The organism is Sorangium aterium, assembly GCF_028368935.1.
GTDB classification, from domain to species: domain Bacteria; phylum Myxococcota_A; class Polyangia; order Polyangiales; family Polyangiaceae; genus Sorangium; species Sorangium atrum.
In genome coordinates this window covers 414,874-433,211 of sequence record NZ_JAQNDK010000003.1, presented here as the reverse complement: position 1 = coordinate 433,211, position 18,338 = coordinate 414,874, and the positions used below count along the sequence as shown (strand labels likewise).

At 70.3% G+C, this 18,338-nt stretch carries 16 protein-coding genes; 4 read left to right on the top strand and 12 right to left on the bottom strand.

All coding sequences use genetic code 11. The annotated features are described in order from the left end of the window. Nucleotides 1–79: 79 nt before the first annotated feature. Complete coding sequence (locus tag POL72_RS26015) at nucleotides 80–1,039, bottom strand: TauD/TfdA dioxygenase family protein (protein WP_272098265.1); 960 nt, start codon at nucleotides 1,037–1,039, stop codon at nucleotides 80–82. Between the two features lie 84 nt (nucleotides 1,040–1,123). After that, on the bottom strand, nucleotides 1,124–1,939 hold the full coding sequence (locus POL72_RS26010) for a class I SAM-dependent methyltransferase (RefSeq protein WP_272098264.1): 816 nt from the start codon (nucleotides 1,937–1,939) through the stop codon (nucleotides 1,124–1,126). Between the two features lie 634 nt (nucleotides 1,940–2,573). On the opposite strand from POL72_RS26010, the gene POL72_RS26005 reads away from it, so the two are divergent. Beyond that, complete coding sequence (locus tag POL72_RS26005) at nucleotides 2,574–3,758, top strand: hypothetical protein (protein WP_272098263.1); 1,185 nt, start codon at nucleotides 2,574–2,576, stop codon at nucleotides 3,756–3,758. Nucleotides 3,759–3,874: 116 nt separating this feature from the next. Here POL72_RS26005 and POL72_RS26000 read toward each other — a convergent pair whose 3' ends face one another. The 6 genes from POL72_RS26000 to POL72_RS25975 form a co-directional block, all read right to left on the bottom strand. Further along, entirely contained in the window at nucleotides 3,875–4,006 is a 132-nt protein-coding gene (locus tag POL72_RS26000; protein WP_272098262.1) for a hypothetical protein, read from the bottom strand. Nucleotides 4,007–4,322: 316 nt separating this feature from the next. Next, nucleotides 4,323–5,912 carry a hypothetical protein gene (locus POL72_RS25995; RefSeq protein WP_272098261.1) on the bottom strand — a complete coding sequence of 530 codons (1,590 nt, stop codon included), beginning with the start codon at nucleotides 5,910–5,912 and terminating at the stop codon, nucleotides 4,323–4,325. A gap of 267 nt (nucleotides 5,913–6,179) precedes the next feature. Continuing rightward, the gene (locus POL72_RS25990; protein ID WP_272098260.1) at nucleotides 6,180–8,228 is read right to left on the bottom strand and encodes a rhamnogalacturonan lyase; all 2,049 of its coding nucleotides are present in this window, start codon (nucleotides 8,226–8,228) and stop codon (nucleotides 6,180–6,182) included. Nucleotides 8,229–8,720: 492 nt separating this feature from the next. Further along, nucleotides 8,721–9,056 carry a 4Fe-4S dicluster domain-containing protein gene (locus tag POL72_RS25985; protein ID WP_272098259.1) on the bottom strand — a complete coding sequence of 112 codons (336 nt, stop codon included), beginning with the start codon at nucleotides 9,054–9,056 and terminating at the stop codon, nucleotides 8,721–8,723. Continuing rightward, nucleotides 9,053–10,714 carry an FAD-dependent oxidoreductase gene (locus POL72_RS25980; protein ID WP_272098258.1) on the bottom strand — a complete coding sequence of 554 codons (1,662 nt, stop codon included), beginning with the start codon at nucleotides 10,712–10,714 and terminating at the stop codon, nucleotides 9,053–9,055. Before POL72_RS25980 ends, POL72_RS25985 begins: the two co-directional genes overlap by 4 nt. Before the next feature lie 205 nt (nucleotides 10,715–10,919). Beyond that, nucleotides 10,920–11,750: an NADPH-dependent oxidoreductase gene (locus tag POL72_RS25975; RefSeq protein WP_272098257.1), complete on the bottom strand. Its 831-nt coding sequence runs from the start codon at nucleotides 11,748–11,750 to the stop codon at nucleotides 10,920–10,922. Between the two features lie 272 nt (nucleotides 11,751–12,022). Here POL72_RS25975 and POL72_RS25970 point away from each other — a divergent pair, with 272 nt between their 5' ends. The 3 genes from POL72_RS25970 to POL72_RS25960 all read left to right on the top strand — a co-directional run bounded on the left by POL72_RS25970 (nucleotide 12,023) and on the right by POL72_RS25960 (nucleotide 13,963). Beyond that, nucleotides 12,023–12,184: a hypothetical protein gene (locus POL72_RS25970; RefSeq protein WP_272098256.1), complete on the top strand. Its 162-nt coding sequence runs from the start codon at nucleotides 12,023–12,025 to the stop codon at nucleotides 12,182–12,184. A 9-nt stretch (nucleotides 12,185–12,193) separates the two neighbouring features. Beyond that, nucleotides 12,194–13,135 (top strand): sulfite exporter TauE/SafE family protein, encoded by a 942-nt coding sequence (locus POL72_RS25965; protein WP_272098255.1) that lies wholly within the window; start codon nucleotides 12,194–12,196, stop codon nucleotides 13,133–13,135. A 72-nt stretch (nucleotides 13,136–13,207) separates the two neighbouring features. Further along, complete coding sequence (locus tag POL72_RS25960) at nucleotides 13,208–13,963, top strand: alpha/beta hydrolase (protein ID WP_272098254.1); 756 nt, start codon at nucleotides 13,208–13,210, stop codon at nucleotides 13,961–13,963. A 340-nt stretch (nucleotides 13,964–14,303) separates the two neighbouring features. Here the strand turns inward: POL72_RS25960 and aroA are convergent, their stop codons facing one another. The 4 genes from aroA to POL72_RS25940 all read right to left on the bottom strand — a co-directional run bounded on the left by aroA (nucleotide 14,304) and on the right by POL72_RS25940 (nucleotide 18,290). Beyond that, complete coding sequence (gene aroA / locus POL72_RS25955; protein WP_272098253.1) at nucleotides 14,304–15,605, bottom strand: 3-phosphoshikimate 1-carboxyvinyltransferase; 1,302 nt, start codon at nucleotides 15,603–15,605, stop codon at nucleotides 14,304–14,306. A gap of 115 nt (nucleotides 15,606–15,720) precedes the next feature. Next, nucleotides 15,721–16,635: a family 8 glycosyl hydrolase gene (locus tag POL72_RS25950; protein ID WP_272098252.1), complete on the bottom strand. Its 915-nt coding sequence runs from the start codon at nucleotides 16,633–16,635 to the stop codon at nucleotides 15,721–15,723. A 12-nt stretch (nucleotides 16,636–16,647) separates the two neighbouring features. Next, nucleotides 16,648–17,127, bottom strand: coding sequence for a hypothetical protein (locus tag POL72_RS25945; RefSeq protein ID WP_272098251.1), 480 nt, complete (start codon nucleotides 17,125–17,127; stop codon nucleotides 16,648–16,650). A 248-nt stretch (nucleotides 17,128–17,375) separates the two neighbouring features. Continuing rightward, on the bottom strand, nucleotides 17,376–18,290 hold the full coding sequence (locus tag POL72_RS25940) for an isoaspartyl peptidase/L-asparaginase (protein WP_272098250.1): 915 nt from the start codon (nucleotides 18,288–18,290) through the stop codon (nucleotides 17,376–17,378). Nucleotides 18,291–18,338 lie beyond the last annotated feature (48 nt).

Genomic DNA, 18,338 nt, shown 5'->3' with positions numbered 1-18,338 from the left:
TCCGCCGCAGGTGAAGCGCACGCGTCCGCGGCCGTCAAGGATCCCCTGACGCCCGCGGACGCGCCCCGGCTCGGCGCGACTACGCGCTCGCCGCGGCCACGGCGACGCCGGCGCTCTCGCTCCTCGCGGCGGCGGCGCGCTGCGCCTTCTTGCGGGTGACGCTGCGCTTGCCGTCGATGCTGACGGGCGCGTCCCCGTCCACCGTCACGCGGCGCACAACGCGGACCTGATCGCCGTAGTCGTTGATCGCGTAGTGCTGCGTGGCGCGGTTGTCCCAGACCGCCACGTCGCCCGCGGCCCAGCGCCAGCGGACGGTGTTCTCGAGGCGCGTGACGTGCTCCTGGAGCACCTGGAAGAGGTGCGCCGAGTCGTGGGACGAGACGCCGACGAGCCGCTTGACGAAGTGGCCGAGCACGAGCGACCGCTCCCCTGTCTCCGGGTGAACGCGCACGACGGGGTGCTCGGTCTCATACACGGTCGACGTGAACACCTCCTGAAAGCGCCGCAGGTCGTCCGACGACGAGTTCGGCTTCCGCCCCTGGTAGTCGTACTCGTTGCTGTGGACCGCCCACAGCGTGTCCGCGAGCGCGCGCAGCGCGGGCGGCAGATCCTGGTACGCGGTGACCGTGTTGGCCCAGACCGTATCGCCGCCGTACGCCGGGATCACGAGCGCCCGGAGGATCGAGGCCCTCGGGTAGGCGTCCACGAACGTGACGTCGGTGTGCCAGGAGTTCGCGCGTCCGCCCTCGCGCGAGTCGAGCTCATGGATGTAATCGGTGCCATTGACCACGGGCACCGTCGGGTGCGCGACGGGCTTTGCGCCGAACAGCGTGGTGAGCGCCTCCTGCGAGGCGTCGTCGAGGTGGTGCTGGCCCCTGAAGAAGATGACCTTGTGTCGCAGCCAGGCTTTCCGGATCTCGCTCACGGTGGTGGCGTCGAGATCGGCGCTGAGGCGCACGCCCCGCACCTCCGCGCCGATCCGGCCGGCGACGGGGACGATCTCGAGGACGTTGTTGCTGTGGTTCTGTGTGGCGCTCATGCGGAGTTCTCCTCGTGGCAGAGAAAAGCGATAAAGATGCTGGAATGGCGTCGCGGTGCAGGGGTCGGCTATCGACCTGTCAGCTCAGTGCGACGCCGGTTTGTGTGCGATAGCGAAGAGCCGCTTCCCCTCGAGCCGGATGCCCTCGGGCGTACGGAAGGCCTCGAGCTCGCGCTGGATGTCCTCGATGGCCTGGCTGCGCAGCGACTCGGGCAGGTGGCCGAGGAAGTTGCCGAACGAGCTCGCCTGCGAGAAGGCGATGGCGGAGCGCCCGTCCGGCTGATGGTGCACGTTCTCCTGGGCCTCGATCTTCTGCACGGTGAAGCCGGCGCCCCCGAGCAAGCCGGCGAGCTCCACGGCGGTGACCCAGTGGGGCGTCCCATCCCGGGACTCCGGATAACGTGCGTAGGGCTCCCGCGAGAGCACCTCCCGCTTGATGGCCTGCAGGCGGTTCGGGTGATCCTTCGCGCCCGTGGTGAGCCCGAGCCGGCCCCCCGGCTTGAGCAGGCGGTGGATCTGCCGCAGCGGCTCGGTCTTCTCGGGGAGCCAGTGGAAGACGGCGTTGAGGTACACGACATCGAAGCTGCCGGCGGGGAAGCCGTCGAGCGCGTAGGCGTTGCCGACCTGGAAGGAGAGGTTCGCCTTCGCCTTCTGCTGGGCGATCTCCACGCGCAGCGGCAGCGGGTCGATCCCGAGCACCTTGCCGGTCGGCCCGACGAGGCCCGCCACATGCTCTGCGAGCAGCCCGGTGCCGCTGCCGATGTCGAGCACGTGCTCGCCGGGGCGGACGCCGAGCTCGGCGATCAGCCGCTTTCCATGGCGGAACTGCCGATCGGCGCTGCGCACCTCGTAGTCCTGCGCGAGCTGGGGCGTATCGAAGACGAGACTGAGACCACTCATGCGACGGCTCCGTGAAAAGGTTGTTCTCGGGCGCACTCGGCGGGGTGACGGCCCAGGCGGCGCACTGCCGCGCCCTCCGTGCCGGGTCGCGGCTCGGACGCGCGCGGTCGTCGTGGGCGTTGGTCGTTGGTCATTGGTCGTTGGTCATCGTGATCGCACACACCGTGCCAGGCATTTCCACGCGCTTCGGCCGGATTTCGCGCGCCAGGTGCTGCGTCACGAGCACGCGGTCAGCAGCGCCTGCTGCCGAGGCCGCACCGCGCCCGCTGCGGCCGCGAGCATGGGTGCCGGAGCGGCGCAAGAGCGCGGCGGACAGACGATGCCGGGTGTTCGGGCCCTGAACGATCCAGCGCTGGACGCGCGGTGTACAGCAAGAGTGGACCATTCGACAGGTTCACATTTTCAGGGGGCGCCCTGCCCTCATCGGCTCTGTCGGACCCGCCGCTGCGCAGCCCGCTCGATCGTCGATTGATCGACGTTCACATCCCTTCGACAGCACCGACAGCAGACGACCGCTGACCGGATGAAGCGCGCGGCGCGGGCGGCGATGCGCGATGCGGCATGGCGAAGGCGTGACTCCACGCTCCCAAGCGCTCCTCTCCTGTGGCAGACTGCGCGCATGCTTTTTCATGTCGTGAGGAACGGTTCACTCGTCGGCGCGCTGCTGCTCGCGGCGGGATGTAGCTCGGGCGGCGGGCAGGCGCAGCCCGAGGGCGAAGGGGGGTCGGGCGCCACGGTCGGCAGCGGCGGATCGGGCGCGCAAGCGAGCGGCGCAGGCGGCGCAGGCGGCGGTGGAGGCCCGAGCTGCGCGGAGTTCGCGATGCCCACCGACGTGGACTGCGCTGCGCCCATCGACGGCGTTCTGCCGGTGAACCTGCGCTGTACGGGGCTCTACGGGAACTTCGATCAGCGCGAGCTCGCGTGCGGTGTGCTCGAGTACAAGCCTGCCGTGGAGCTCTGGAGCGACGGCGCCAAGAAGCGGCGCTTCGTTTCCATCCCGAAAGGGCAGCACGTGGACACCAGCAATCCGGACGCGTTCATCTACCCCGAGGGGACGCAGTTCTGGAAGGAGTTCAGCGTGACGGGCGCGGGCGGCGCGCTGCGCCTCGCGGAGACTCGCCTCCTGCGCAAGACGGCGGCCGGCTGGGTCTACACGAGCTATGTGTGGTCCGAGGACGAGAAGCAGGCCATCCAGATGCAGAACGACTTCGGTGTGGAAGATCTCTACGGCACCGGCCACACGGTGCCGAACCGCGATCAGTGCAAGGAGTGCCACGTCGGACGCGCCGATTACGTCCTCGGCTGGGACGCGCTGATGCTCGGCTCCGGCGCCCAGGGGCTCTCGCCCGAGACGCTGGTCGAGCTCGGCGTGATCGCGGACGCGAGCAATCTGGCCCTCACGATTCCGGGCAACGAGGTGGAGCGCCAGGCGCTCGGTTACCTTCACGCCAACTGCGGAGTGAGCTGTCACAACGACCTGCCCGAGTCGGCGGGCCAGAAGACGGGCCTGTACCTGCGGCTCGAGGCGAGCGAGCTCGGCAGCGTGATGGCCACGGATGCCGCCCGGACGGCCATCAACAAGCGCCCCGCGGAAAACGCGAAGTACGAGGGGCTCCCGAACCCCGACCCCGCCAACTGGTACGACATCCGGCCGGGAGACCCGTCGCGCAGCTTGCTTGTCGCCCGCCAGGTGCTCCGCGGCTTCGAAGGGCAGATGCCGCGGATCGGGACGCACAAGGTCGACGAGACGGGAGTGGAGGTGGTCTCGCGCTGGATCCAGGAGATGAAGGAAGACACTTACCCGCCTCCGGGCCCCTAGTACGGACTCGCCTGGGTCGGTCTCCCCCCCTTCACCTCACCATCGGTCACCAACCTGAACGTGAACGTGAACGTGAACGTGAACGTGAACGTTTACGTGGTCGTGGTCGTGGCCGTTCACGGCCTATCGTTGACGACCACGACCACGACCACGACCACGTTAACGACCACGACCACGACCACGTTAACGACCACGACCACGACCACGTTAACGACCACGACCACGACCACGACCACGTAAACGGCCACGTTCGGAGGTAGGAGAACGCGGCGCGAAGCTTGGTTAACGCCTCGGTCACGGGGGCCTGCCGTGGGCGCGGAACCGAGCGCGGTGCCCTGCGCCGGCGCCCGCAGAAGCGACGCGGCCGCTCACGGCGGAGATCGAGGTGCGGAATGCTAGACAGGAGGGAGGCGGAGCGCCCCAGGCATGTTCTGACGCCTCGGGGTGCGGGGCGAAAGGCGCTGATGGCTTCCCGGAGCCCCCAATGTCGGCCGGAGACGAGCTTGGCGCTTCACCCTCGAGGTCGGCAGATCAGATCCCGCCGACCTCGAGCGCTCGCCAGGATCAGGGCGGTCCCGCGGCGCCGTCCGCGATCCATTTACGCAAGATCTCGAGCTGCGCCGGGCTGACGGTCGGCCCCCCCGTGCTGGGCGGCATCACGCCCGAGATGCACTGCGCCGTGGAGGTCTGCTGGCAACCCGCGCCCTCCGCCTTGCCGGCCGCCTTGAGGTAGAGCCAGCTGTGGTCGGGGTCGCCCGGGACGACGAGCTTGAACTGGCCGCCGTCGCGGGAGGGCACGTTGACCAGACCGTCGACGATCTCCCTGGAGCTGAGGTGGCCACCGAGCGACAGCCCCGCATTGGCGCCCGACTCGGCGTGGCAGCCGCTGCACAGGTTCGTCGCGCTCTCGAAGATGGGCCGCACCTTCTCGTGGAAGTACCCGGACTCCACCGGCAAAGGCGCATTGGGATCCCTGACGTCTTCGGGGTCCAGGTTGTCCTTGATGATCTTGATCTCGGTATCCATCTCGCGACACTGCGCGACGAGATCGTCCTTCAGCTTCTTGTCCGTCGGCAACAACCCCTTGGCGAGCCGGTACTTCTCCCACACGTTGTCGATCCAGCCGTGGAGCTTCCAGAACATGTAATTGTCGATGTTCGCGCTGGTGTTGTTCACACCGTGCGTCGTGTTGCCCGGCCGCGCCCACTTGGCGTGCAGCACGAAGTGGAGCCCCACCCACGGCATGCTGGCCGCCCCCGCCAGCTTCTGACCCACGTTGCACTGAAGCCAGAAGCCGAGCTCGCCTTCGTCCTTGAACCTCGCGAGGTTCTCGGGCTTGTCGATCTCATCGCCGATTTTCCCGGCGGCGAGGGCGTCCGCGTCCCAGTTCTTCCACGCGGAGCGCCACTGGGGCGGCACGTCTTCCGCCTTGGTCGGGAACTTGGTGAAGCCCGTGAACTGCTCTTTATGATTCGGCCAGAGCTGCTGCAGCGCCTGGATCATGTGGCGGTGAAACACGAGGAACTGATAGCCGTCGCCGGCGGTCTGACAGTTCTGATCCTTCGGGACCAGCTGCTTGAAGTCGCAGATGCCCACCTTGCTCCCGGCGCCACCGAAGTTGCAGGCGCGGATCGCGTGCCACTCGACGTGGGCGTCCTGCCACCTGTTTTCATACATCCAGTCCAGGACCTGGGGCTGCACCGTCGTATCAACGATGTTCGGATCGTTGTTGCCGGGCGGAAAGAACTCCGCCGGGCCATCCTTCATGTTGGGATCCGAGTCGCTCGGGTGAGGCATGTACCCGCTCTCGCAGTGGTCGTACGCAGGATGGTCGTCCGGACCGCCGCCGACACCGGCGCCTCCAGAACCCGAGACCGCGCCCGGGCCCGAATCCGCGCCCGTGCTCGCCTGCGAGCCAGCACCCGAGCCCGCGCCCGAGCCTGAGTTCACGCTCGATTGCGAGCCCGCGCCGCCCGTCCCGCCCGTCGCATCGGGTCCTCCCGCGCCGCCCTCCGACGCGCCGCTCAACGAGTTGCCATCGTCACCGGCGCACGCGCTGAGCAACAGCGCGGCCAGCGCGGCGAGCGTGGCCAGGCCCCGCCGCGATGTACGGAGGTCGGTCGCAGAACCCTGGTGCAAGTCGATAAATCGCATGTCGCTCTCTCAGGCTCTCAGGCCGTTAGGCTCAGTCCGTCAGGCGCAACCCGCCTCACCTCGGGCAGGCAACACCACTCTACCAGCGGCACGCGAACTTCGTCAACGGTGTTAACGAATGTACTGTAATCATGTATTTATAGACATGTGAACGCTCACAGGCACGCTGTGCAGTGAGGGCGGCCCTTTCGACGCGTTTTGACTCGGTAGCCAGGCCGTCGGCTTCAGATGTCGAGTCGAGCGAGGCGACTTGCCAGCGCCGGAGTCTCAGCGGACGTGGATATCCGGCTTCGGCGGCGCGGCCATCCCCTCCCCGATATGGAAGCTCGGGTGAGGCGGCTGGTTGTAGGCGCCGTTTTGCCACGAGATGGCCACGCGGTACTGCGGATCGTGCATCAGGGTGTAGATCCGGTTCGTCGCGGCCTGGTTCGTGGTGAAGATGCGGATGGAATCGCCGCAGCGGAAGATCACCTCTTCACGCCAGTCGCCGAGGAGGTCGGCGCTGAGCGTCGGCGTGCTCTTCGTGCCGTTGTTCGAGGTACACCCGGCGGCCGTGAAGTTCGCCCCTTGGCCGTCGGCCTGGCGGATGCCATTGCCGTCGAGGAGCTCCCGGCTCAGATCAGCGTCCCACCAGATGAGGAAGTTGCTCGACGCAGGGCGGCTCCCGACGCGATCGCCGTCCGAGCCGCCCAGCAGATCGCTGTTGTTGACCCACGCCTCGCTGCCGGGGCTGCGCGGGTCGACGTCCGCGGCCACGCCCCGGCCGGGGCCCTCCTCGCCGCCGTTGCCTGGCCCCTTCCAGAGGACCTCGCACGTGCGGGCGTCGCGCATGGCGTAGGCGGGCGACTCGCCGCCCTCGTACGGCTGGAACACCTCGAGGCCAGGGCGCGACGGGATGTGATCCGTGACGTGCAGCGCGTCGCCGTGAGCATAGTAGTTCACCGCGCAGAGGCCCTTGCCGTCGTTGTCGAACGTGGCGCCGCCGTTGATGATCTCCTGCTGCGGGTCGTCGTCCACGTTCGCGACGCTGATGGAGTGGCAGCCCTTGCCGCCGAACGCCTCGTTGGCGCGGCTCGAGCTGGAGTCGAACGTCCAGAGGTTCGAGAGCGCGCCGTCGCGGTAGTTCCAGGCCGAGAGCGTCGTGCGCGCATAATAGCCTCGCCCGAACACGACGCTCGGGCGCCCTGTGTCGTCGAGGAACGCGATGGTGCCGACGAAGCGGTCGACGCGGTTGCCGTAGCACTCGTTGTTGCCCCAGCTGCACACGTCGCCGCGCCCGACCTTGAACTCGGTCGTGGCGAGCTCCGCGCCGGTGTCGCCGGCGAACACGGTGAGGTACTCCGGGCCGGTGAGGATATAGCCGTCGTTGTTGCGGTAATCCTTGGAATCGTCATCGCCGGCCGCGGGCCCCTTGCTCAGGTACTCGCCCCTCCCATCGCGCGTCCCCGGCGCCGTCTTGACGGCCACCTCCGCCTTCCCGTCGCCGTCGAGATCGTACACGAGGAACGGCGAGTAGTGCGCTCCGGCCCGGATGTTCACGCCGAGATCGATGCGCCAGAGCCGCTTGCCGTCGAGCGAGTAAGCGTCGAGGTAGGTCTTGCCGGTGCGGCCGGCCTTCGAGTTGTCCTGGAGGTTCGACGGATCCCACTTGAGGATGATCTCGTAACGCCCGTCGCCGTCCACGTCTCCCACGCTGCCATCGCCGCTCGAGTACGTGTAGCCGTCCCCTGCGGGCGGCGGCGTCGTCGGGATGGACAGGTATCCATCCTTCCACACGGGCGCGGACTCCGACTCGCCTTGCTCGACGCCGCCGACGACGGGGCGCACGGTGTAGACCGAGCTCGGAGAGCCGCCGCGGTCCACGAGGTTCGTGGAGTCCGTGAGCGGCGCGTCGTTGACCTTGGCGCCGTCGCGGTAGACGTTGAACGCGATGTCGTCGGGGTCGTAGCCGAACAGGCGGAAGCCCACGTACGTGCCGCCGTCCGTGGGCACGGCCACGACACCGCGGTCGAGGTCTTCCATCTGCGCGAACCCCGTGGGCGCCCCGCCGCCCGCGCCGCCGCCCGAGCCGCCGCTGCCGGTCGCGGCGCTCGTCCCGGCGCCGCCGCTGCCGGACGCAGCGCTGGTGCCCGCGCCGCTGCCGCTGCCGCTGCTACCGCTGCCGCTGCCGCTGGACGCCGCGCCGGTCGCGCCGCCGCCCGTCCCGGCGCCCTCCCCGCCGGCGCCGCCCGCGCCGGTTCCGGAATCACCGCTCGATCCGCATGCCAGGTGAGCGGCAGCGAGCGAAAAGCAAACGAAGAAATTAGATCGTCTCATGCATACCTCGCGCGGCCCCTCATCGTCCGGTCGGCGCCTCGCCTCCCGGCCGTGAGCGGAATGGTGGCCTCGTTTCTCACCCAGGTTGTGAGAGCAGGACGAAGTCAGTCACGAGAATTGCACAGGACGCACGATTTCTAGGGCATTGAAATTTTCCGCCACACACCTGAGGACAACGGGCTCGACTGGCCCGAGCCCCTTCAGGGCAGCAGGTGCTCGCGCTCGAACGGCGCGCCGCGAGAACTGTCGTGGCGGGGATGGCGCTGCTGCCGTGAAGGCGCGCGGAGACGCTCGCGGCGCTTCTACGGCGGTTTCCGCCCACCTCTGCACCATCCAGAGCAGAGCGGCAGCTGAGCGGCAGCTGAGCGGCGGTCTCCCGCACAGGAGACGGGCCCAGATCGGCGTTTTCGGCGCGCAAGCGCACTCCGGTGCGCTGAGCACCGAAAACGTCGAGGTGGGCCCGTATCCGAAGCGGGTGACCGTCGCTCTACTCTAGCTCTGACGAGCGACCGTGAGGACGCGGAACGTCTGGTCGGCGGCGGCGCCCGGCTTGCGCCGGGCGCCCCACCCCACCGCGGCCCGGTAGCTCCCGAGCAGCCCGGAGGCCTCGAGCTGCCCCTCGTCCACCGCGGTTGGCCGCTCCGCCTCCGGGGCCACGTAGAGCGCGTCCACCGGGCAGTAGGCCTCGCACATGAAGCAAGTCTGGCAGTCGCCCTGCCGGGCGATGACCGGCGCGCCGCCCGGGACGCGGTCGAACACGTCGGTGGGGCAGACCTCGACGCAGAGATCGCACCCGATGCACCGGGCATCGCTGACGAGCTCGATCATGGCGCCTGCACCTCCGCCGCAGCCGCGCCGATCGACGCCGGCGCGGGCGACTCGGGGCGCACCCACACGTGGTCGAGACCGCCGGTGATCAGCCGCCGCTGCTGCGCCGGATCGAGCCCGGGGTGGTCCTTGTGCTTGTGCATGCCGCGCGTCTCGGTGCGCGCGCGCGCCGCGTTGAACATCCAGCGCGCGGTGGCCACCATCGCGGCGCTCTCCCGCGCCCGCACGGCCTCGCGCACCGCCGCCCCGGGCCAGGCCTGCCGCACGTCCCTCCACAGCCCATCGAGCCTGTCGAGCGAGGCCGCGAGCCCCTGCGCGGTGCGGAAGAGGTTCTTGTCGTACGGGAACACCTCGTCTTGCACCGACCGGATCACCCCCTCCGCGTCGAGCGGCCTCGTCCCGCCCGCCGCCGGGAGCGCGGCTCGGCCAACTCCCTCCACCGCGCGCCGGCCGGCGCGCGGGCCGACGCTGCGCGCGAACAGGGCCGCTCCCTCGCCGGCCCACTGGCCGGAGGAGATGGCCCACGCGGCGTTGTGGCTGCCGCCGCCCGTGAATCCGCCGCAGATGAGCTCTCGCGTCGCGGCGTCTCCGGCGGCGTAGAGCCCCGGCGCCGACGTGGCGCAGCCGTGGCTGGTGATGCGTATCCCGCCCGTGCCGCGCACGGTGCCCTCGAGCCGCAGCGTGACCGGGAACCGTTGCCGGAAGGGGTCGATGCCGGCGCGATCGAAGGGAAGGAAGAAATTCGGCTGGGCCGTGCGCATCCACGCCTGGAGCGCCTCGTCGGCCTTGTCGAGCTGGGCGTAGACCGGCTGCGTGAGGAGGGTCTCCGCGATCACGGACCGGCCGCGCTGCGAGCCGGCCCCCTCGATGACGCGCCCGTCCTCGTAATAGAACGTCGCCCAGCTGTAGAAGAGGGTCTTTGTGACCGACGCGAAGGCCGGGGCGATCGCGTAGGCGTTGGAGAACTCCATCCCTGACATCTCGGCGCCCGCCTCGGCGGCCATCAGCCCTCCGTCGCCGGTGAGGACGTTGGTGCCGAGCGCCTTGCTCAGGAAGGCGCAGCCGCCGGTGGCGATGACCACGGCCCCGGCCTTCACCACCCACCTGTGCCCGAGCTGCCGGCAGACGCCGGCCGCCCCGGCGACAACGCCGTTCGCGTCGACGAGGAGCTCGATCGCGGGGCTGTGGTCGAGGATGCGGACGCCAGCGAGCTTCACCCGCTTGCGCATGAGGCGCATGTACTCGGGGCCTTGCAGGCTGCGGCGGACGGGCTGCCCGCTGTCGTCGACCGGAAATGGATAACCCCAGGTCGCGAGGTCGTTCACGCTGGCCCACGTCTTGTCGAGCACGCGGTCCATCCAGCCCCGGTCCGCGAGGAAGCCGCCAAGCCCCTCTCGGCTCGCCTTGGCCGCCTCGCGCATCTCGGGGACCGGGGGCACGTACCACACGCCGACCCCCGAAGGCGCCGTGGCGCCGCTGCTGCCGCAATACCCCTTGTCCGCGAGCACCACGCGCGCGCCCTTCGCCGCCGCGGCGAGCGCGGCCCACGTCCCGGCGGGCCCGCCGCCAATCACCAGGACGTCGGCCTCCAGCGCCAGCGTGTCGCTCCCGTCGAGGACGCGTCCGCCCTCGCCCTCAGGCTCCAGTTCCTCGCTCATGATGGGAAGGCTCCCTTGTTCAGGCCAGCTGCCTTGTCCGCCCCTCTCCAGCGCAATTGCAGCCGACATGCCATCGCCTGTTTCCCGGCACCGATCCGGTGGGCGGCTCCCTGATTGCTGGAGAGGCACCAAGGGCTGCTGCCAAGGTGCTGCTCCGGGCGCACCTCCGCGGCACCTCGCGCGCGCATCGATCGCTGGGCTCCGGCTATTGCAGCTGGAAGCCCATCGCCAGGAGCGCCGCGCGCAGCCGGTCGCGCCCGCGCAGCGCCTGGGCCGACTCGACGCGCGCGGCCGAGTGGCGGCTCCAGCTCCCCTGCACGCCCATGCGCTCCTTCGTATAGAAGCGCTCCATGAGCTGGTCGTAAGCATCGAGCGCGCCCACGCTTCGCTCGAACGCGCCGTACTGCTCGCGGTGCAGGACGACCTCTTGCGGGAGCCGCGGCTTGATGCTCGCCGGGGTGGCCGCGTCGGGCCAGCCCACGCACAGGCCGAACGTCGCGAAGACCTGGGGTGGCAGGCCGAGCTCGGCCGCGACCGCTTCGGGGTGGTTCCGCAGCGCGCCGATGTAGACGGTGCCGAGGCCGAGCGACTCGGCTGCGACGAGCGCGTTCTGCGCGGCGAGCGCCGCGTCGACCACCGCCATGACGAACATCTCGAGGTAGTCGAGCCCCTCGTGCCCCACGCCGCGGTGCTTCGCGAGCTCGCCGAGCCGCTGCAGATCGGCGAGCCAGACAAGGAACAGCCCGCAATCGCGCACGTGCGCCTGGCCGCCGGCGAGCTCCGAAAGGCGCCGCCGCCGCTCGGCGTCCTGCACCGAGAGCACGCTCCAGAGCTGCAGGTTCGACGAGCTCGGCGCCGACTGCGCCGCGGCCACGAGCAGCTCGAGCGTGCCCTCCGGGAGCGGCCTCGGCGCGTAACGCCGCACCGAGCGATGCCCGAGCAGCGCCTCGATCACCTCGTTCCACTGCGCAAAGCGCGGCGCCGGCCCCTCGCCGCCGTACCGCTCGCCGAAATACGCCACGCCGCGATCACTCATCGGTCTGCTCCTTGCCATCCTTGCAATCGATCGTCTCTCGCAGCGCGGGACGTACTCCCCTGCCGCGATGCCAGGCTGTTCTCTGCGCGCCTCGGCGCCGCGCTCGCACAGCGCGACGATCCGTGGGAGCGCGCCAGCCGGACGTATCCGTTATAACGGATGGACTATCCACCATAAAGAACAAAACCGCGCTGCTCGCCGGGCCGGGGTGGCGCTCGCTGCGGCCTTGACGTTCTCGCGCCGGAGCCCAAGCCAACCCTGAGCTGCCCGCCATGAGCCCCGTCGTGTATGCGAGCCTCTGCGTCCTCGTGCCCCTCGCCTGGGGGGTGATGGTCGTCTGGGTCTCGAACCGCGTCGAGGCCATCGTGGCGCGGCGGAGGGCGCGCGCCGGCAAGGCGGACCCGCCGCTCCCGCCCACCGAATACCATATCTGAGCGGGGCGCATGCTCGAGATCAGCCTTCATGCTGGCGTGGGACACCCCGTCTCGCTGGTGATGCTGGCGCTGATCGGGCTCTTCATCGGCTACATCGCGGGGATGTTCGGCGTGGGCGGAGGCTTCCTGCTCACGCCGGTGCTGATCGCGATCGTGGGCGTGCCCGCGCCGGTCGCGGTCGGCTCGGCGCTCTGCCAGAAGTGCGGCACCTCGATCGCGTCCTTCCTGAAGTACCGCCACCTCGGGCGCGGCGAGCCTCGCATCGATCTCGTGATGCTCGGCGGCAGCCTGATCGGCGTGGACGCCGGGACGCGCCTGCTCGCCTACCTCTCCGAGCGCGGGAGGTGGGTGGTGCTCGGCCGCCCCGTCCCGGCGGTGACGCTCGTCCTGGATCTGGTCTTCATCGTGCTGCTCTCGCTCACGACCGTCTACGTCGCGCGCGACGCGCTCCGGGCGCGCGGGCGCGAGGCGCCCCGGGGCGACGTGACCATCCCGGGGCCGCTGGTGACCCGGATCCGGATCCCGCCGTTCATCGATCTCCCGGGCGTGGGGCTCGAGCGGGTCTCGGTCCCGATGATGGCTTACCTCGGCTTCGTGCTGGGCGCGGCCTCGGGGCTCATGGGCATCGGCGGCGGCGTCCTCTTCATGCCGATCCTGCTCTACGGCTTCGGGCTCTCGGTGCGCAACGCCGCAGGCACGGGCGTGCTGCTCCTCTTCGTGACCGTCGCCGTGGGCACGTTCGAGCAAGCGCTCCACGGCTTCGTCTCGCTCCGCCTCGCCCTGGCCCTGCTCGTCGGCTCCTCCGTCGGCTCCCAGCTAGGCGCGCTCACCACCGACGTCCTCCCGAACCGGATCCTCCGCCTCCTCTTCGCCGTGCTCGTCGCCGCGACCGTCGTCATGATCGCGGTCGACCTGGGTCATCTCCTGATCGGCCACCAGGGGCGCCGCTGATCCAGCTGGCCCGCGCATCCGCCGCGCGGCGCCCCGCTTGCCGTCGGCCGGTCCTGGCACCACGCCGGTCGTATGAAGTTCTCCGTTCTCGCTCTGGCCGGCCTCGGCGTCGCCATGCTCACGACGGGGTGTAGCAAGGAGGACCGAGCGCTCGCGGAGGAGCGCCCGGTGCAGCCCGCGAGGGTCGAGCGGCAGCCCGTCGAGCCGCCGCTCACGGCGACCGAGGTGCCCGTGCCAGGCGACTTACCGGCGTTCGTCGTCACCGGGCCGCTCGGCGCGTGTCCACGGATGGTGTTCCTTCACGGCATGTGCGGGCACGGGCTGGGCTACGTGCAGGCCTTCGCGAGGGCGGCGCGGGAGCACGGCGGGGTGCTCGGGCTCCAGGGCGACGTGCCCTGTGGCGCCGACCGGGTGTTCAGCAAGTACTCGCCCGACGTCGACGAGCAGGACGGCCGCATCCGGAACGCGCTGGCGGCGTGCGGCGGCGAGGCGGAAGACCTCATGGTCATCGGCTACTCGCAGGGTGCCTATCTCGCCGAGCGGCTCGCGGAGCGGTGGCCGGAGCGGTATTCGCGGCTGGTGCTGCTCGGCGCGCCCACGACGCCCTCGGCCGCGCGCCTCCGGGGCATCCGGGGAGCGGTGATGATCAGCGGCGAGCTCGACGCCACGTACCGCATGAAGGAGGGCGCGAGCGGGCTCCTCGCCGCCAAGATACCGGCGGTCTACCGGGAGATGCCGGGCGCGCACCACGGAGCGCTGCCGGACGCCGAACGGGTGATGGACGAGGCGCTCGACTGGCTCGACGCGAACGCGCGGCCCCGCCCTTGAATCGACATGACGAGGGCCCTCGTCCTCACGCCGACCAGGGCCCGGCTCGGGGCCCTCCTTGCGAAACGTCCTCTTCACCGTGGAGAGCCAGCACCGTGGAGAGCCAGCGGGGGAGGTGGAGCAGCGCGGGGCGCCGGCGGGGCAGGCCCCCACAAACCCGAGCGCCGGCCCGCAGCGAAGTGATCTCTCCCCGATCTCGCCCCCCGTTCAACGGGCAATAGCCACCACAAGGCGCGAGTTTGTGGGACAGCCCCGCCGGCGCCCCGCGCTGCTCCACCTCCCCCGCTGGCTCCGCTGCAGCCGGATCGTGCTACTTAGAAGTCGCCATGGCCGCCCGCGGTCACCCGACGGGCGCGGCCCCGCCGCTCGCGCCGCGGCACCGCTCGACGTCCTCCCAGAACGTCGGGTACGTCTTCGCGACGCAGGCCGGATCTTCGATGGTGATCCCTGGCCGGCACAGCCCCAGGATCGCGAAGCTCATCGCCATGCGGTGGTCGCTGTAGCTGCGCACGAGCGCGGGCGTCAGCGGCCGAGGCTCGATGCGGAGCCAGTCGTCGCCGTGGGTCACCTCCTGGCCCAGGCGGCGGAGCTCTGCGACGGTAGCGGCGAGGCGGTCCGTCTCCTTGATCCGGATGTTCGCCACGTTCCGGATCGTCGTCGGCCCCTCGAGGAGCGGCGCGATCGCCGCCAGCGTCATCACCGTGTCCGAGATGTGGTGCATGTCGACGTCGATGCCGCGCAGGCGCCCGTCGCTGCGCACGGTGGTGGCGTCGGCCTGCCGGCTCACCCGCGCGCCGGCCTGCTCCAGGAGCTCGACGAACCGGTAGTCCCCCTGCAACGCCCCGTCGGCGAGGCCGGGCACGGTGATGGATCCGCCCGCGGCCGCGGCGAGCGCGAACGGATAGCTCGCGGACGACGCGTCGGGCTCGATCCGGTACGCCCGCGGGCGGTACCCCGCGGCGGGATGGACAGTGAACCCGCCCGCGGCCTCGTCGATGCGGCCGCCGAAATCCGCGACCATGCGCCGCGTGATCTCGACGTAGGGGCGACTGACCAGCTCGCCGGCCACGCGCAGGTCGATGGCGGCGTCGGCGAAGGGGCCGGCCATCATCACCGCCGAGAAGTACTGGCTGGAGCGATCGCCGCGCATCGTCAGCGTGCCGCCCTTCAGCCGGCCGCCCCGGATCCGGAGCGGCGGGCACCCCGTCGCGCACTCCACGTCCGCCCCGAGCTGCCTCAGGCCGTCGACCAGATCGGCGATCGGCCGCTTGGCCATGTGCTCGTCGCCGACCAGCACCACCTCGCCCGGCACGAGGCACGCGAGCGCCGCCAGGAACCGCACGGTGGTGCCGCTGTTCCCGACGAACAGCTCGCGCCCCGGCGCGCGCAGCCGGCCCCGCCCCCCCTTCACCACCAGCGTGTGCGGCCCGGCGTCCTCGATCCCGATCCCCAGCGCCTCCAGGGCGGACCGCATGTGCCGCGTGTCGTCGCTGTGGAGCACCCCCTCCAGCGTGCTCTCGCCGTCGGCGAGCGCAGCCAGCACGAGCGCGCGGTTCGTGATGCTCTTCGAGCCAGGGACCCGCCAGATCAGATCAGGCGGCGAGGAAAGCGGTGTGATGGGCAGGGGGCCGGCAGGGATCATGAGGGCGGCGGACTATAGCGAGGCGCATCTTCGTGCGCCACGGGCTCATCGCGTCGCTGCGTCGCTCGACCGAGCCCGGATCACACGAATCTGCGCGGCGCCGCGCCGCCGCACCTCACTGCGGCGCGTATGCCTGGAACTCGCCGCTCACGTGCAGCAGCGCCATGAAATACAGCATGCCGTCGTAGTAGCGGTACTGCCCGCTCGGGGGATCGACGTCCCAGAGCGCCTGGACGAAATCGGCGGACCGCTGGTCGGTGGCCGCCAGGCTGGCGACCGCGTTCATGGCGACGAGGCCCGAGGAGTGGTCGGCGCTCAGCTCTTCGCCGTCGAGGGTGAACTGGTTCCCGTACTCCGCGCCTTGCGCCTCGAAGAACGCCTGGATCCGATCGCTGAGCTCCTGCTGGCGCTCATCCTTCGCCCACCACGCCCAGTCGACGGACCAGTTCATCGCGGTGCGCCACGCGTCGAAGCGGAAGTCCACGGACTCGGGCTTCCAGGACGCCGCCTTGGGCGTGCCGTCGAAATTCGCGTAATCGGGCGTGAGCCCCGTCTGCGGGTGAGCCGCGAGGTGGAAGTACCCGCGGCTCACCTCGGCCGCCTCGCTCCAGAAGGCGCGGTCCGCCTCCGGACCGTACTTGGCCCAGATCTCGTAGAAGGCCGGCAGGTGATACGACGGATCGGTGTGATCCCCGTTGGTCTCGAAGTTCCCCGTGTTCGGCGTGAAGCGGATCTGGTGGTTCTCGGTGTTGAAGAGCGTCGACCCGGTCGTCGCGCGCGTCTCCCCGTTCGCGAACACCTCCCCCGCGACGTCCGGCCGGTTCTTCATCAGGTCGAGCAAGCGATCCGCTTCCGCCCGGTAATCGTAGATGCCCTCGCCGTTGCCCCAGCGCCCCGACGCGAAATAGAGCGCCGTCGCGAAGTACTCCTCGCCGTCCGGCGCCGGCATCTCGTCGAGCGGGGTGCCGTCGAAATTCATCGACCACGAGAAATACCCGTACGCCGGGTGCGTCTCGTCGGCGTGGAACATGTATGTCTTCGCCTAGTTCCAGAGCGCGTTGAACTCCGCCTGATGGTCTGTCTGGACGGCGATCATCATGCCGTAGCTCATGCCCTCCGAGCGCACGTCCTCGCTCGCGATGTCGCGGATCTGCGCGAGCGGGCCGTTGTCGTTCTCGTCCTGCTCGAAATAGACGGCCTCTTCGGCCGGATCTCCCTTGAAGAGATGGTCCCAGGCGGCCGCGATCTTGGCGTTCACCTCGTCCTGCGTGCGCCCGTTCTCGGCGAAGAGGTTGCGGTACTCCCCCGTATCGACAGCCCCGCTCCCGCCAGGCGTCGACGCGCCGCCCCCGCCGTCGCCACCCCCACTCCCGCCGCCGCCATCGGCAGCGCCGCCGGTCCCTGCCCCGCCCGTGCCGGAGGACACGCTCCCTGCACCGCCGGAGCCACCGTCGTCATCCCCGCACGCGACGGCCGCCAGGAGCAGACCCACCGAGAGAAACCGCAGCGAATTCCGATTCATAAGATAGACCTCCTGCTGGCGAAGCCCAGCGTGATCCCCGTGGATCGGGCGCCGGTCGGGCCGCCTCGCCGTGCATGACACGCCATGATCCAACGCGCGCAACAGCGCCGCGGCTTGGTTTGCGAACACCCCAGCTCAGGACGAACGCGGTTTGGCGGTAATGCTCACTACCGCACACGCGAGAGCGCCCGGGGCGCCATGCGATGAACAGTGACTATGGAATCATGTGTGTTCTCTGTAAAGAGAATTCACACACCGCTCTCTTCGCCCCAATCGCCGACAGCTGCCCACGACATGGTCGCGGTCGAGCGCGCCAGCCCGAACCGCCCGGTCCGATCGAGCGCGATGACGCCCCCGGTGATGTCGAGGCGCTCCGCCAGGTGCGCGATGATCCCGCTCGCCGCGTCGACAGCGTCGATGCCCGCGCGCATCCGCTCCACGGCCGAGTGCGCCACCACGAGCCGGATCATCCCCTCGCCGTGGCCGGTCGTCGACACGGCCCCGGCCTCGTCGTCGGCGTACGTCCCAGCCCCGATGAGGGGCGAGTCCCCCACCCGCCCGACCCGCTTGTTGACCGTGCCGCCCGTGCTCGTCGCCGCGGCCGTGAGCCCGCCCTCGTCGAGCGCCACCGCGCCGACCGTGTTGCCCGCCCAGGAGGTCGCGCGGATGCCCTGCTGGGCCGCCGCGAGCGCCTCCCGGGCCGCCTCCGTGATGAGCGCGGCCTCGCCCACCGGCGAGAACCCCTTCATCCGCGCGAACCGCGCGGCGCCGTGCGCGGCGTACAGCACGTGCCGGCCGTCCTCCAGCGCCGCGCGCGCGATCGCGATCGGCTCGGCGAAATCCGAGAGCGCGCAGACAGCGCCGGCCCTGAGCCCGCGGCCCTCCATGATCGACGCGTCGAGCTCGATGTGGCCCTCCTCGTTGAGGCACGCGCCCGTGCCCGCGTTGAAGAGCGGATCGTCCTCGAGGACGCGCACCGCGCGCTCGACGGCGTCGAGCGCGCTCCCTCCCTCGGAGAGCACGCGCGCTCCCTCGCGCGCCGCGCGGAGGCACCCCGCCGCGTGCAGCGGCCGCCGCTCAGGAGCGACGTCGCCCGCGCCGCCGTGGACGAGGACGGAGCGCCGCCCGCCGCGCCCGCCCAGAGAATGGATGACGTGCTTCACGATCGTGGCACCCTACCCCGGCGCGCGCCCGGAGGTCCACGCCCACCC